The sequence below is a fragment of the Aeromicrobium fastidiosum genome, from assembly GCF_017876595.1.
Lineage (GTDB): Bacteria > Actinomycetota > Actinomycetes > Propionibacteriales > Nocardioidaceae > Aeromicrobium > Aeromicrobium fastidiosum.
This window is the reverse complement of record NZ_JAGIOG010000001.1, coordinates 2,852,980-2,866,328: the sequence shown is the minus strand read 5'-3', so window position 1 is coordinate 2,866,328 and position 13,349 is coordinate 2,852,980. Positions and strand designations below refer to the sequence as shown.

Annotated in this window: 17 protein-coding genes; 9 read left to right on the top strand and 8 right to left on the bottom strand. The window is 67.7% G+C overall.

What is annotated here, in order from left to right; translation table 11 throughout:
- Positions 1–29: 29 nt before the first annotated feature.
- On the bottom strand, positions 30–389 hold the full coding sequence (locus tag JOF40_RS14230) for an FKBP-type peptidyl-prolyl cis-trans isomerase (RefSeq protein WP_129184360.1): 360 nt from the start codon (positions 387–389) through the stop codon (positions 30–32).
- Positions 390–448: 59 nt separating this feature from the next.
- On the opposite strand from JOF40_RS14230, the gene JOF40_RS14225 reads away from it, so the two are divergent.
- Entirely contained in the window at positions 449–1,495 is a 1,047-nt protein-coding gene (locus JOF40_RS14225) for a zinc-dependent alcohol dehydrogenase family protein (RefSeq protein WP_129184362.1), read from the top strand.
- On the opposite strand, the gene JOF40_RS14220 is transcribed toward JOF40_RS14225, so the two are convergent.
- The 4 genes from JOF40_RS14220 to JOF40_RS14205 all read right to left on the bottom strand — a co-directional run bounded on the left by JOF40_RS14220 (position 1,473) and on the right by JOF40_RS14205 (position 4,896).
- Positions 1,473–1,805: a DUF952 domain-containing protein gene (locus tag JOF40_RS14220; protein WP_129184365.1), complete on the bottom strand. Its 333-nt coding sequence runs from the start codon at positions 1,803–1,805 to the stop codon at positions 1,473–1,475. The genes JOF40_RS14225 and JOF40_RS14220 overlap by 23 nt on opposite strands.
- 10 nt (positions 1,806–1,815) lie before the next feature.
- Positions 1,816–2,265: a MarR family winged helix-turn-helix transcriptional regulator gene (locus tag JOF40_RS14215; protein WP_129184367.1), complete on the bottom strand. Its 450-nt coding sequence runs from the start codon at positions 2,263–2,265 to the stop codon at positions 1,816–1,818.
- A gap of 82 nt (positions 2,266–2,347) precedes the next feature.
- Entirely contained in the window at positions 2,348–3,565 is a 1,218-nt protein-coding gene (locus tag JOF40_RS14210) for an acyl-CoA dehydrogenase family protein (RefSeq protein ID WP_129184369.1), read from the bottom strand.
- Between the two features lie 14 nt (positions 3,566–3,579).
- On the bottom strand, positions 3,580–4,896 hold the full coding sequence (locus tag JOF40_RS14205; RefSeq protein ID WP_246152861.1) for an acyl-CoA dehydrogenase family protein: 1,317 nt from the start codon (positions 4,894–4,896) through the stop codon (positions 3,580–3,582).
- 232 nt (positions 4,897–5,128) lie between these two features.
- On the opposite strand from JOF40_RS14205, the gene def reads away from it, so the two are divergent.
- Complete coding sequence (def, locus tag JOF40_RS14200) at positions 5,129–5,755, top strand: peptide deformylase (protein ID WP_129184371.1); 627 nt, start codon at positions 5,129–5,131, stop codon at positions 5,753–5,755.
- Between the two features lie 87 nt (positions 5,756–5,842).
- A complete protein-coding gene (locus JOF40_RS14195; protein WP_129184373.1) occupies positions 5,843–6,748 on the top strand; it encodes a DUF5343 domain-containing protein in 906 nt (301 codons plus the stop codon).
- On the opposite strand, the gene JOF40_RS14190 is transcribed toward JOF40_RS14195, so the two are convergent.
- Positions 6,735–7,538 (bottom strand): TrmH family RNA methyltransferase, encoded by an 804-nt coding sequence (locus JOF40_RS14190; protein ID WP_129184375.1) that lies wholly within the window; start codon positions 7,536–7,538, stop codon positions 6,735–6,737. The genes JOF40_RS14195 and JOF40_RS14190 overlap by 14 nt on opposite strands.
- Before the next feature lie 18 nt (positions 7,539–7,556).
- On the opposite strand from JOF40_RS14190, the gene JOF40_RS14185 reads away from it, so the two are divergent.
- The gene (locus tag JOF40_RS14185; protein ID WP_129184377.1) at positions 7,557–8,084 is read left to right on the top strand and encodes a YbhB/YbcL family Raf kinase inhibitor-like protein; all 528 of its coding nucleotides are present in this window, start codon (positions 7,557–7,559) and stop codon (positions 8,082–8,084) included.
- 1 nt (position 8,085) lies between these two features.
- Here JOF40_RS14185 and JOF40_RS14180 read toward each other — a convergent pair whose 3' ends face one another.
- Complete coding sequence (locus tag JOF40_RS14180) at positions 8,086–9,252, bottom strand: DUF222 domain-containing protein (RefSeq protein ID WP_245343683.1); 1,167 nt, start codon at positions 9,250–9,252, stop codon at positions 8,086–8,088.
- Here JOF40_RS14180 and JOF40_RS19770 point away from each other — a divergent pair.
- From JOF40_RS19770 to JOF40_RS20375, 3 genes are all read left to right on the top strand, one after another.
- On the top strand, positions 9,166–9,375 hold the full coding sequence (locus tag JOF40_RS19770; protein ID WP_245343875.1) for a hypothetical protein: 210 nt from the start codon (positions 9,166–9,168) through the stop codon (positions 9,373–9,375). The genes JOF40_RS14180 and JOF40_RS19770 overlap by 87 nt on opposite strands.
- A 221-nt stretch (positions 9,376–9,596) precedes the next feature.
- Entirely contained in the window at positions 9,597–10,937 is a 1,341-nt protein-coding gene (locus tag JOF40_RS14175) for a restriction endonuclease (protein WP_245343141.1), read from the top strand.
- A gap of 145 nt (positions 10,938–11,082) precedes the next feature.
- Positions 11,083–11,430: a helix-turn-helix domain-containing protein gene (locus JOF40_RS20375; RefSeq protein WP_129184381.1), complete on the top strand. Its 348-nt coding sequence runs from the start codon at positions 11,083–11,085 to the stop codon at positions 11,428–11,430.
- A 54-nt stretch (positions 11,431–11,484) separates the two neighbouring features.
- Here JOF40_RS20375 and JOF40_RS14165 read toward each other — a convergent pair whose 3' ends face one another.
- Positions 11,485–11,736 carry a hypothetical protein gene (locus tag JOF40_RS14165; RefSeq protein WP_129184383.1) on the bottom strand — a complete coding sequence of 84 codons (252 nt, stop codon included), beginning with the start codon at positions 11,734–11,736 and terminating at the stop codon, positions 11,485–11,487.
- Between the two features lie 88 nt (positions 11,737–11,824).
- On the opposite strand from JOF40_RS14165, the gene JOF40_RS14160 reads away from it, so the two are divergent.
- Both JOF40_RS14160 and JOF40_RS14155 read left to right on the top strand, forming a co-directional pair.
- On the top strand, positions 11,825–12,286 hold the full coding sequence (locus tag JOF40_RS14160; protein WP_129184385.1) for a hypothetical protein: 462 nt from the start codon (positions 11,825–11,827) through the stop codon (positions 12,284–12,286).
- Positions 12,283–13,329 carry a hypothetical protein gene (locus JOF40_RS14155; protein ID WP_129184387.1) on the top strand — a complete coding sequence of 349 codons (1,047 nt, stop codon included), beginning with the start codon at positions 12,283–12,285 and terminating at the stop codon, positions 13,327–13,329. Before JOF40_RS14160 ends, JOF40_RS14155 begins: the two co-directional genes overlap by 4 nt.
- Positions 13,330–13,349 lie beyond the last annotated feature (20 nt).

Here is a 13,349-nt window from a genome sequence, read left to right as displayed (position 1 = left end):
ACCGCCGTGGCCGAAGGTCGGAGTCGCTCTCAGACTCCGAGCAGGTCGATCACGAAGACGAGGGTCTTGCCCGACAGGCGGTGTCCGCCACCGGCGGGGCCGTAGGCCAGCTCGGGCGGGCAGATCAGCTGGCGACGTCCGCCGACCTTCATGCCCGGGATGCCCTGCTGCCACGCGGCGATGAGCTGCGGGAGGGGGAACTTGGCCGACTGGCCACGGTCCCAGGAGGCGTCGAACTGCTCGCCGGTGTCGAACTCGACACCGACGTAGTGGACGTCGACGAGTCCGCCGGGCACGGCCTCGGGGCCGTCGCCGACGATCAGGTCGGTGATGGTGAGCTCGGTGGGCGCGGGCCCCTCGATGAAGTCGATCTCAGGCTTGTCAGTCATGGTCTCGATCCTTCCACATCGCCGAGCCGTCGCAGCGCGTGCCTGACAGACTGGGCACCATGCGCGCCACCGTCCTCCATGCCCCCCGTGACATCCGCCTCGACGACGTCGACGACCCCCAGCTGCAGCTCGGCACCGACGCCATCGTGCGGGTCGTCGCGGCCTGCGTCTGCGGCTCCGACCTGTGGCCCTACCGCGGGCTCAACCCCGTCAACGAGCCGACCCGCATCGGGCACGAGTTCGTGGGCGTCGTCGAGCAGGTCGGCGACGCCGTGTCGTCCCTGACCCCGGGCGACTTCGTCATCTCGCCGTTCACGTTCTCCGACAACACGTGCGCCCTGTGCGTGCGCGGCGTCCACACGTCGTGCACCAACGGCGGCTTCTGGGGCCACCCCGACAAGCAGGGCCACGCCACCGACGGCGGACAGGGCGAGCTCGTGCGCGTGCCGTGGGCCGACGGGACGCTCGTCGCGACGCCCTCTCAGCCGTCCCAGGAGATGGTCACGCAGCTGCTGACGCTCAGCGACGTCTTCCCGACCGGCCACCATGCCGCCGTCTCGGCAGGTGTCACCGCCGGCAGCACCGTCGTGGTCGTCGGCGACGGGGCCGTCGGACTCAGCGCGGTGCTGGCCTCCAAGCGCCTCGGCGCTGCCCGGGTCGTCGCCATGTCGCGGCACGAGAGCCGCCAGCAGATCGCGCGCCGGTTCGGTGCCGACGAGGTCGTCGCCGAGCGCGGCAAGGAGGGCGCAGCGGCCGTGCGCGAGATGCTCGACGGCATCGGTGCCGACTTCGTGCTGGAGTGCGTGGGCACCGGCGACAGCATGAAGCAGGCGATGCTCTCGGCCCGTCCCGGCGGCCGCATCGGCTACGTCGGCGTGCCCCACGACGTCCAGCTCAACGTCCCGCAGATGTTCGGTCGCAACATCGGCCTGGCCGGCGGCATCGCCCCGGTCCGCGGCTACATCGAGGAGCTGCTGCCCGACGTGCTCGACGGCAGCATCACCCCGGGCGACGTGTTCGACCTGACCGTGCCGCTCGACCAGGTGGCCGATGGCTACCGCGCGATGGACGAGCGCACGGCGATCAAGACGATGCTGAGCCTCTGACGTACGGCTCGGCCGACACGACGGCGTCGACGTTGACGGGGCCGTACACGTGCGGGAATGGCAGCGGCTGGCCCGGCACGTCGTCGAGTTGCCACGGCGACGTCAGCAGGTCGGTGTCGATCGTCAGCCGGATGACCGGCTCCGTCACTCCGCCGTAGTAGCGCTCGTGGACGCCGTCGACCTGCTCGGCCTGCGAGCAGTGGATGAAGCCCACGTCGTCGAGGTCGAGGCCCAAGGTCGAGACCCGGTAGGTGCCGTTGGCCTGGGCGTCGGTCCAGGCGCTCTGCAGGGCGAGGTGGAAGATCTGCACGGCGTCCGCCTCAGAAGTCGCGCTCGGCGCGGTCGTTGAGCCGCGTGAGGCTGCGGGCGAACGATGCGACCTCGTCGGGCGTCCAGTCGTCGATCAGGGTGACGAGCCGGTCGTGGCTGCGGCGACGGTACTCCGCCACGCGCTGGGTCGCGACGGGCTCGGCGACCAGCAGCTGCGCGCGACCGTCGTCGGGGTCGGGGACGCGCGTCACGAGCCCGAGACGTTCGAGCGTGGCGACCGACCGGCTGGCAGTCGACTTGTGCACGCCGAGGTCCTCGGCGAGCTCGGAACCGCGGATGCCGTCGGGCGCGTCGACGATCGCGAGCAGGAACATGAAGTTGCCGTAGTCGAGCTTGGGGTGGATGTCTCCGAGGTGCCGCAGCGTGCGGTTACGGACACGGCGGACGAAGCGCGTCAGCTCGAAGTCGACGTCGAGGCCGGCTGGGAGTTCATTCGTCATGCCCGAACCCTATAGAACGACCGTGCACCTCCTCGAGGTCCGAGGGGGTGCACGGTCGTGGGTGGTGTCGCTCCGCTCGGTCTCAGCGCAGCTCGGACGAGCTGAGGTTGAGCAGACGGCGAGCCACGATGAGCTGCTGGATCTGCTGCGTCCCCTCGAAGATGTCGAGGATCTTGGAGTCGCGCGACCACTTCTCGATGAGCTCGTTCTCGCTGTAGCCCAGCGTGCTGGCGAGCTCGACGCACCGCAGCGTGATGTCGTTGCCGACACGTCCCGCCTTGGCCTTGGCCATCGAGGCCTCCATCGAGTTGGGCTTGCGGTTGTCGGCCAGCCACGCGGCCTCGAGCGTCAGCAGCAGCGCTGCCTCCCAGTCGGCCTCCATCGCGATGAACGTCGCGGCGGCGTACGACTGCGTCTGCGCGGGACGGTCGTAGTCGATCACGACGCCGGCCTTCTCGAGCAGCTCGCGTGTCTCCTCGATCGCGGCGCGGGCGCAGCCCACGGCCATGCCGGCGACCAGCGGACGCGTGTTGTCGAACGTCGCCATGGCACCGGCGAAGCCTTGCTTGGTGTCGATCTCCGGGTTGCCCAGGAGGTTCTCGGCCGGCACGCGGCAGTTGTCGAGCAGGATGACCGCGGTGTCCGACGCGCGGATGCCGAGCTTGTGCTCGAGGCGCTCGACCCGGATGCCCGGGAGGCTCTTGGGCACGAGGAACGACTTGATCGCCGCGCGGCCCATGCTCTTGTCGAGCGTCGCCCAGACGACGACGGAGTCGGCGCGCTCGCCCGACGTCACGTAGATCTTCTCGCCGTTGAGGATGTAGGCGTCGCCGTCCTTGACCGCCGTCGTGACGATATTGGCCGAGTCGGAGCCCGTGCCGGGCTCGGTGATCGCCATCGCGGCCCACGTGCCCTTGAAGCGCTCGAGCTGCTCCTCGTTGGCGACCGAGGCGATCGCCGAGTTGCCGAGGCCCTGGCGGGGCATCGAGAGCAGCAGGCCCACATCGGCCCAGCACATCTCGATGATCGAGAGCACGGACGACATGTTGGTGCCGTTCTTCACCTTGCCCTTGGTCGCCTTGTCGTCGTCCTGGTTGCCGACCGCCGCGGCACCGGCACCCTGGCCCTGGCCGGAGTCGCCCATGCCGTCGACGAGCGACGCGAGGAGGTCGAGCTCCTTGGGGTAGGCGTGCTCGGCGAGGTCGTACTTGCGCGAGTTGGCGCGCAGGAACTCGTCGGCGACCTGGTGGGCCTGCTTGATGAACGGTCGGAACTTGCGGGGGGTCTCGAGATTGATCATGGTGTTGTCCGCCCTCAGACGAGGACTGCTCCTTCCATCAGGCCGACGGCTCGCAGGTCGCGATACCACCGCTCCACCGGGTGCTCCTTGACGAAGCCGTGACCACCGAGCAGCTGGACGCCGTCGGTGCCGATCTTCATGCCGTACTCCGACGTGAGGCGGCGGGCGAGCGCGACCTCACGGGCGAAGTCCATGCCCTGCTCGGCGCGCGAGGCGGCCTTGAGGGTCACGAGGCGCATGCCCTCGAGCTCGATCGCGATGTTGGCGACCATGAACGCGACGGCCTGGCGGTGGGCGATGGGCTCACCGAAGGCCGAGCGCGTCTTGACGTAGTCGGACACGTAGTCGAGCACGGCGCGACCCGTGCCGAGAGCGAGCCCGGCCCAGGCGAGGCGCGAGAGACGGATGCACTCGCGGTAGTCGTCGGCCGACCCGTCCCCGAGGACGGCGTCGGCCGCCACTGTGACGTCGGTGAGGACCAGCCGGCTGAGACCGGCTGCCCGCAGGCCCATGCTGGGGTCTGCCTCGATCGTCACGCCGGGGTTGCTCGACTCGACGAGCACGAGGGTGGGGCCGCTGCCCTCGACGTCGACTGCGACGACGAACAGCTCGGCCTCGCTGCCGCGGACGACGGCGGACTTGACGCCGTTGATCACGAGGCCGGCGTCGGTCTTGACCGCCGTGGTCTGCAGCTCGAAGGGGTCGAACAGCACCCGCGGCTCGGCGACGGCCAGCGCGGAGGCGGGCACGTCGTCACCGGAGAAGGCCGGCAGGTAGGTCTGCTGCTGGGCGTCGGAGCCCCACAGCGAGATCGCCGTGGCGACGGCGGCGGGTGCTAGGCACGCGACGGCCTGGCCCATGTCGCCCTCGGCGAGGGCCTCGGCCACGAGGACGCCCGTGACGGCCGAGCGGTCCTCGGACAGTCCGCCCAGGCTCTCGGGGATGTTGAGCAGCGTCAGGCCGAAGTCGCTGGTCTGCGCGAGCACCTCCTTGGAGGTGTCGTTGCTGCTCTCGGCGTCAGCCGCGCCCGGGCGGAGCACCTCGGCGGCGAACTCCTTGATGACGCCGACGATCATCTGCTGGTCCTCGGTGGGCTCGAGGTCGAAGACACCGCTGTCGGACGTCCGCGCGAGGCGGGTCGGCTTGCCGCCACCCTTGACGCGCTTGAAGGCGCGGGTCGTCGCGCCGGCCACGCGGAAGCCACCCTTGGCACCCTCGTAGACGGCGCGCTCGGTGGTCTTGCGAAGTTTGAGCTTGTCGATGGTCGGCGAGCTGGCGATGCGGTTGAGGACCGCCAGGCCGATGCCCATGGGATCGCGACGAGTGGCCACAAGGACTCCTAGGTGACTGCGGTGCTGCGACGACGGGTTGGACTGAGGTGCCCACCCCGTGATGACTGTAACTGAGAGTTACGTTTCTACATACCCATGGTATCCGACCTCACAGGCGGGGACCAGAGAACCACGCTGACGATGTTCTCGTTAGCCTGTTCTGGTCGGTCGGCCAGGTCACCCCGCGACCGCCGACGACGACGACCACATCGACACAGAGGAGCACCGCCCCGTGCCCAGCACCGACACACCGTCCAGCGCGTCGCAGTCCCGTCCCCTGCCCGGCGGCGGTTCAGTGCGACCCATCACGCGGTGGGGCACTCCCGTGATGCACCACGAGCTGGCCGACGTCACGGTCTTCGACGACGAGCTGCGCACCCTCGTGGCCGACATGGTCGCGACGATGTACGCCGCCCGCGGGGTCGGCCTCGCGGCCAACCAGGTGGGCGTCGACCTCAAGGTGTTCGTGTTCGACTGCCCTGATGACGACGACGTCATGGTCACGGGTGTCGTCTGCAACCCCGTACTCGTCCTGCCCGAGGGCAAGGACCGCAACCTCGAGGACGCCGACGAGGGCTGCCTGTCGCTGCCCGGCGCGTTCACCGGTTGCGCACGTCCCGACCTCGCCCGCGTCACCGGCGTCGACGAGAACGGCGAGCCGGTCGCGTTCGAGGGCACCGGGCTGTTGGCCCGCTGCCTGCAGCACGAGACCGACCACCTCTACGGCACGGTGTTCGGCGATCGCGTCCCCGAGCGGGCGCGCAAGAAGCTCTACAAGCAGCACGACGAGCTCGCCGACAACTACCCCGACGACTGGCCCGTCACGATCCTCGTCGACGAGGACGTCATCGAGCGCTGAGGCGTCGCGCTGGAGACATCCTTTCTTGTCACAGTGAGCCTTCTGACCGGTAGCGTGGGTCCACTGCGCCGATGATCAGGGAGGGTCATGTCGGATCTGCCGTACGTCAGCGACGTCCGTGACGTCCGCCGCGCCCTCCGCCTGGTCGAGCGCGGCACCATGCCGTCGACCGTCACCGCCAAGCACCTCGCCGCCAACGGCATCCCCGAGGACGACGCCGATCGCGTCCGCGAGCTGCTTGAGTCGCTGGACTTCGTGACGTCCGCGGGCGTGCCGACGCCGGTGTGGGTCGGCTACCGCGAGTCGGACGACCGCCCGGGCGTGCTGGGCGAGGCGATGCGTGCGACATATGCGCCGCTGCTCGAGGCTGGCTCGACGGAGCCGGATGCCCTGGCGCAGCTCGTGACCGAGCAGGGTGACGTCCCGGGCGATGTCGTCCCCCAGGTCGTCTCGACGTTCCTGGCACTGTGCGAGCTGTCGGAGCACCTCACGGACTCCCCCGTCTCCCCTGTTGCTCGCCAGCGGCGCGCCGTCGTGAGTCACATCAGCAGGCTGCTGCAGACGTCGATCAGCGAGTTCGACACCGCCCGCGTCTGCCTGCAGCACGACTTGCGCCGGCCGGCGGTCGTCGCGGCATGGAGCAGCTATGCGGCGCTGGCGTTCGCGCACCTGGCCGATGACGACTTCGCGATCCTGCGCACGTCCGCCCGCCGGGCGACGCTCGACGCGGACGACCTGATGCGCCGGGTCAGCGGTGCCGAGCTCATCGAGCTGCTGCTCGTCGCCGAGTTGATCGGACCGGCCGACCGGGCCGTCCTGGAGTGCCTGCTCCACGAGCGCGACGACTGCGCGCGCCCGAGCCCGGCCGATCCCGATCGCGAGCAGGTCGCCGACTACCTGAGCCGGGTGCTCGCACAGTCCGACCAGCTGACGCGGCACCCGTTGGGGCATACGTCCTCTGCGGTTCCTGCCGGCGACGTCAGCGCGGTCTGAGCTCCCAGCACGCCACCGCCACCGACGAGGCGACGTTGAGCGAGTCGATGTCGGCGGCCATGGGGATCGTGACGCGGTGGTCGGCCTGCTGCTCCCAGTGCGGCGTCAGGCCGTGGCCCTCCGAGCCGACCACGAGCGCGAGCCGTTCGACGTCGCGGGGCACCTCGTCGAGGGGCACGGAGTCGTCGGCCAAGGTCATCGCGTACGTCGTGTAGCCGGCGTCGCGCAGCAGCTGCGGCGCGCCGTACCAGTCGTCGACACGGGCGTAGGGCAGCCAGAAGACCGATCCCATCGACACCTTGATCGCGCGTCGGTAGAGCGGGTCGGCGCAGCGGGGTGACAGCAGCACGGCGTCGAAGCCGAGGGCGGCGACACTGCGGAAGATGGCTCCGACGTTGGTGTGGTCGACGAGGTCCTCGATGATCACGACGCGGCGCGCGGCGTCGAGCACCTCGCGGGGCGTCGGCAGGTCGGGGCGCTCGAGGGCGGCGAGGGAGCCGCGGTGCACGTGGAAGCCGGTGAGCCGCTCGATCGATGCGTCGTCGAGCACGAAGCAGGGCGCGTCGGTGGTGTCGAGGACGTCGGCGAGACCCTCGAGCCACCGTGGCGACATCAGGAACGATCGGGGACGGTGGCCCGACTCGACCGCTCGGCGCACGACCTTCTCGCCCTCGGCGAGGAACAGCCCGCGCTCGGACTCGAGCCTCAGTCGCAGCTGGACGTCGCGGAGGTCGGTGTAGTCGCGGAGTCGCGGATCGTCGAGGTCGTCGAGTCGTACGATCTGAGCCACCGGGCTAGCGTAGAGGTCATGAGCCTCGACCGACCCGTCACACCCGATCCGTACGACCTGCTGCCCTCGGTGGCGAGCTTCACCGTCACGAGCGACGACGTCGCCGACGGCGAGCCGCTCAAGGACGACCAGGTCGCCGATGCCGGCAACACGTCGCCGCAGCTGTCGTGGAGCGGTGCGCCGGAGGGCACGAAGTCGTTCGTCGTGACGTGCTTCGACCCGGACGCTCCGACGCCGTCGGGCTTCTGGCACTGGGTGGCCGTCGACATCCCGGCCGACGTCACCTCGCTCGACACGGGTGCTGGTGCGTCGGACGACTCACTGCCGGGTGCGGCCTTCCACGTGAGCAATGACGGCGGCTCGCTCGACTTCATGGGTGCCGCTCCCCCGCAGGGTGACCAGGTGCACCGCTACTACTTCGTGGTGCACGCCGTCGGCGAGGAGACGCTCGGCGTGGACGCCTCGGCCTCCCCCGCGGTCGTGAGCTTCAACCTCGCGTTCAAGACGTTGGGGCGCGCGATCATCCACGGCACCTACGCGCACTGAGCTAGACGGTCTGGCTCAGGTACTCGACCATTTCGGCGAACTCGTCGGCCCAGGGGTCGGCGGGTAGCTCTGGGGCTTCGTTATCCCAGCTCGCGATAGGTAACGGTTCTGGGGTGCGTGTGTAGGTGTGCCCGGTGCTGGTGGTCCATTCGAAGACCCCGGGCGCGGGTTGTCGAAGCCTCAGGTGTCCCTCGGTCTTGAGGTTGTGTGCACGCCGGTTCAACGGTCCAGTGTTCGCAGCGGAGGTTTCGGCGGGCCAGGGGTCACTGTGGTCGGTGTCGCAGGCTCTGGCTGGGACGGTACTGGTCGGAAAGACGCTGGTGCCGTCGCGGAACTCCAGCACCTGCGCCAACCGGGTGGGTGCGAACCTTCCGAGCCAGGTGACGGTCATCAGGTTGCCGACGTCATCGGTGACCAACCGGTAGAGCAGCGAATGTTCGTCGGCCATCGCGGCCCGCACGATGTGCGCCGGGATCGTCGCGGACCGGTCCGTCAGCTCGCCCGGGACATCGCTGAATCCCAAGAGGGATGACAGCGGGACCGTGACACCGATGACCGCCTTGTACCCGAGCCCACCGGGCTCACGACCGAGCAGCGCGTCGACCATGAGGTCAGCACGCGCCTGGTCGATCGTCCGACCGTCATCAGCAGGCAGCCCATGCGCGGTGCCGGTGAGCGACTGCATGACTGCCGCAGCGTCGGTGGAGGCGACGTCTGCGGTCAGGCGGGTCATCCCGTCACCCAACGGCCGGGAGGAGACCTTGCGGTCGGCGTGGGCACGTTCATGGCGGCGGGCCGATTCGGTGGCTTCGGTGCGTTCGACCCACCGGTCCAGCCACCGGGTCGCCTGACCCGGCGTCAACCGACCCACCCGCTCGACGGCGACGTCATCCAACGCGGCCACCGACTCCGCGTGGACCAGACGCGTCGCGGCGCGGTCGATGGCCGTGACGTGGGTGGTGCTGATGCGTCCGTCGAGCCACGCCTGCCACACGTCGGGCATGCTCGACCGCAACCGCCGGGCACGGGCCACACGGCGTTCGACCGTAGGGACCGGTAGCCGCATCGCGAGCGACAGCTCGTGCACCGCCGCATCGACCCGACGACGTCCCTGCGCCTCACTCGCCATTTCGCCAGCGGCACGGGCGCGGTCGACGAAGTCCAGCATGTCGACCGCCTCGGCAGCCTCGAGCGCGGCCAGCGCCTCACGACGCACGACCACCTGCTCGATGACCTGCCGATCTTCCAACACCCGAAAACCCCCGCCGTCTCAACCTTTCTCCCACTCTAGAGACAGGGTCCGACAACACTTTCAGGCGAAGCGCCGCCACGTGGACAACTATCTGTCGGAGTACCGGGCGCGAGTCAGATGTCGGCGCACGCCGTCCTTCACGGGCAGCACCCGGCACTACAGACACGATTAGCTACAACGTCCTGGCGTTGCATGTGCCACGCTGATGCCGTGCGCAAACGAGAGCTTCTCGCCGATAGTCGAACCTCAAGGACGTCACCTTGACCTCGTCCAGGATGGACATCAGATGGCCAGCGGTGGGCGAGGTCCTGCGCTACTCCAAAGGCGCTGACAGGAGCATTCCCGAACTCAATGGATTCACGAATTTTCACTACTTGACTCGTGATCCCGAAGTTCCCACAGGGAAGCGAATTCTCCTAGAGAGTGGGATCAATCGCGTTTCCACCGTGACCCACGACGGAGTTGAGCGCCGTCCGCTTCTAGCTCTTCGGTCTAGTCCTTGGAAAGCAGGGGTCGCGACGACCCCCTGGCAAGATGTCTTCTCGCTTGACTACGGCCACGTCCGATACTTCGGCGACCACAAAGTGTCGACGATGGGCCCGGTCGGCAGCACGCCAGGCAACGGAGCACTGCTGGAAGCGTGGAACCTTCACGCGAGTCCTGTCGAATCCGAGCGACTGGACGCTCCCCCCATCCTGATCTTTCGAGCAGTACCGCAATTCATAGGCAACGTCCGCGTTGACAAGGGGTACGTCGACTTCTGTGGTGTCGCCGTCATCGAGCGTCTGGAGCATGTCGTCCAGAAGGACCCCATCACGGGTATCACGTTTCCCAACATCGTCGTCGACCTGTGCGTGGTTGATCTGTCAGACCGCGAGGACCGGTTCGACTTCCGATGGATCGACGACCGCCGCAACCCCGAACTGTCGAGCGCCCAAACCCTTCGTCACGCCCCTGACGCATGGGAGCGGTGGACTCGAGAGGGAAAGGCGTCTATCTCTCGTGTGAGACGCCGTGTGATCAGCTCCCGCGTATTGGCCAAGTCCGATCAACAGCCGCCAGCAGGCTCTGACCAGGCGGACGTACTCGAGCGCATCTATCACCAGTTTGACGACAACAAGCACGCCTTCGAGAGTCTCGCCGCAAGGGTTGCTGGCCGTGTTCTTGGTAGCTCCGGAGCTAGCTACCGGGACGGTTGGATCACGAAGGCCGGAGGCGACGGTGGACTGGATTTCGTCGGCCGACTCGACATCGGCTTTGGTGGATCAACCACCCCAATCGTGGTGCTCGGACAGGCCAAGTGCAAGCAAACCTCGTCGTCGATCAGTCCCGACGAGGTGGCGCGGCTTGTTGCCCGACTCAAACGGGGATGGGTCGGGGTCTTCGTCACCACTGGCAGCTTCTCAAGGCAAGCTCAGATCGAAATTGTTGACGATCAGTACCCCGTCGTACTGATTCACGGAAAGACACTCGTCGAAGAAGTCCTCAACATCGCTGCGGAGTCGTTCGGAGGCGACGTAGACGCATTTCTCGCATCGGCGTTCGATGCTCACGCGACGTCGGTAGCTCACCGAAGGCCCGAAGAGATCCTGCTGGCCTAACCAGTATGCGGAAGGACCCCGGTCGATTCGGCCGGGGTCCTTCCGCTTCTACTACCTGGATATCAGCTGTCGCGTTTCATCGACTTGTCACAGGTCGTAACACGATGCCATCTACTATCACCATCATCGCGACTATCATGTTGCTATGACATCTCGACAAGACGCGATCGCGTCTCTCGCTGAAGATGTCGGGCGCGCGCTTGTGGCGTTCGCCGAACGTCTCCGAGAAGAGGATACGTCTCCACCGCCAGCCGCAGCAGCTGCGACACTCGGGCGGTCCCTAGGCAGGTCGCAGCAGAAGGTCCTAGATGCTGTGGCGGCAACGTCTGCCACAGGGCTGACGGCAGCGGAGGTTGCCACCAAGACGGGCATCGCGTCGACAAACACTCCTCGCATCCTGAAGGCGTTAGCCGACCGGGGCCTCGTCACCGCCAGCTCCGAGACGCCAGCGGTCTGGCGCGCACTCCCGGACGGACGATCGGACGTCCGCTAGCCCGAGTCGCCGAGCGTGCGACGTCCCGCGCCGGGTTCGATGCCTCGGTCTGCGTCAGAAGGGACGGCGGTCGATGAGCACCGGGATCGCGAACCAACATGCGACCGCGAAGGTGCCGCCTACCACCCAGGCCAAAACGTAGCCGACTTTGTGTAGGGGTCTCGCGTCGTGCCATTCCCCCATGAAACGGTGGTACGCCGCTAGCGGGACCGTGGTCAGGAAGAAGAGCCAGATGCATCCGCCGGTGACGGCAACGTTGTACAGACCGGCGCAAGCGTTAGCGAGGAAGCCGTTGTCGGTGAGCATGTCAACACGGTCCGGGCAAAGCTTGCGGCGGCCAGGATCTCGGAGTGTTCAACTGCGCGGGCAGGCGACAGTGCGGTTGGATGACGTAGTGAGCAGCCCTCCGCCCGAACCGTCGGATGAGTCCGGTGAAATCGAGGCCATGAGCAGGCTGTTGTTGACGGCCATCCTGTGCCTTGCCGTTGGCGCCGTCATCGGCTGGCTGGTCGGTTCGCCTGAAGACGTCGCCAGCGGGCGTCTGCGGATCGTTGGGACCGCCGCCGCCGTGCTTCTGTCTCTGTACGCGGTACTCGACCACTGGGAGCCCTACCTCGAAGGTTTTGGTACAGGAACCATCCGGCGATGCCGAAAGCGCATGAAGCTCATCGTTCCCATGGTTGCCCTAGGCACTGCCATGGCGGTAGCCGCACAGGCTTGCTTTGATGCTGAAGGAGCGGACATCGTCGTGTACGCGGTGTGCGTCATCGGGGCACTCTTCGTGCTTCTCTACTACGCGTTCCGAGCTCGCGTCAGCGCGCAGCGTCTGGTTGACGAGGGCAGGAGAACAACGTGACCGCCGGCAACTACCGGGGCAAGCACTACACGGACTGGGTCGACAAGGTCAAGGAGCTCAAGCGCGACGACCGGCTCGACGAAGCCCTGACCCTGCTGAACGGACTCGTGAAGGCTGTCGAGAGCGAAGCCAAGTCCACCGGCCACGGTGTTCCCCCGTTCTACTACGAACAGATCGCCATCATCTACCGCAAGCGCGGCGACCTCGCAGGCGAGCTCGCGATCTTGCAGCGGTACGACAGCCAACCTGCCGCACCAGGGTCCGGCGCCCCGAAGATGGCCGCACGCCTGCGCAAGGTCAACGAGATGGTGGCCGCGGCGAAGGAGGCTGACGCGCCGCCGGCGTGCCCGGGGTGCGGCGTCGTCCTGCCCGAGAAGCCTGCCAAGTCCGCGACGTGCCCGGAGTGCGGTGTCGGCATCGTGGTCCGCAAGCGTGCCGGACAGGCGCAGCTGTTCACCCTCGAGCAGGCCGCCGAGCTGAAGGTGTCCGACGCCGCAGCACGTGAGCGGAACAAGGTCCTCTTGCTGGCTGGGCGCATCGGGTTCGACGAGGCAGCGTTCGACGCCCAGGCCGACGAGCTGACCGCCAGGTTCGGAACACCTGCCCTGCTGGGAGACGTGTACTGGGCGCTGAGCAACCGGCGCGTCATCGAGCTGTCCAAGGACAACGACACGTTCGGGCTCTCCTCGGTCTACTACGAGCAGGCCCAGTTCCTGCACGCCGAGGGCCGCGACTGGGTCCAGGCCGCAACCTTGCGGGTCCAGTCCACGTTGGCGTCACTGTCGCGCTACCCCGAGCTCGTGTTCATGCGGTGCCCGTGCCCGCCATGCCAGACGTTGCCAGCGCGCACGTACACCCACGACGAGGTCGAGGCGTCGATGCCGGTGCCGCACCTGGACTGCCAGAAGCCCCCGTGCGTGTGCGTCCCCTCGCCCAAGCGCGACGCCGACGGCGGCCTGACCATCACCTACGAGATCGACCTGGACGCCATTTCAGCCCGTGCTGCGAAGAAGCCCTCGCTGTTCAAGCGGATCTTCGGCTGACCCCGCACGCCCGGAGCCCG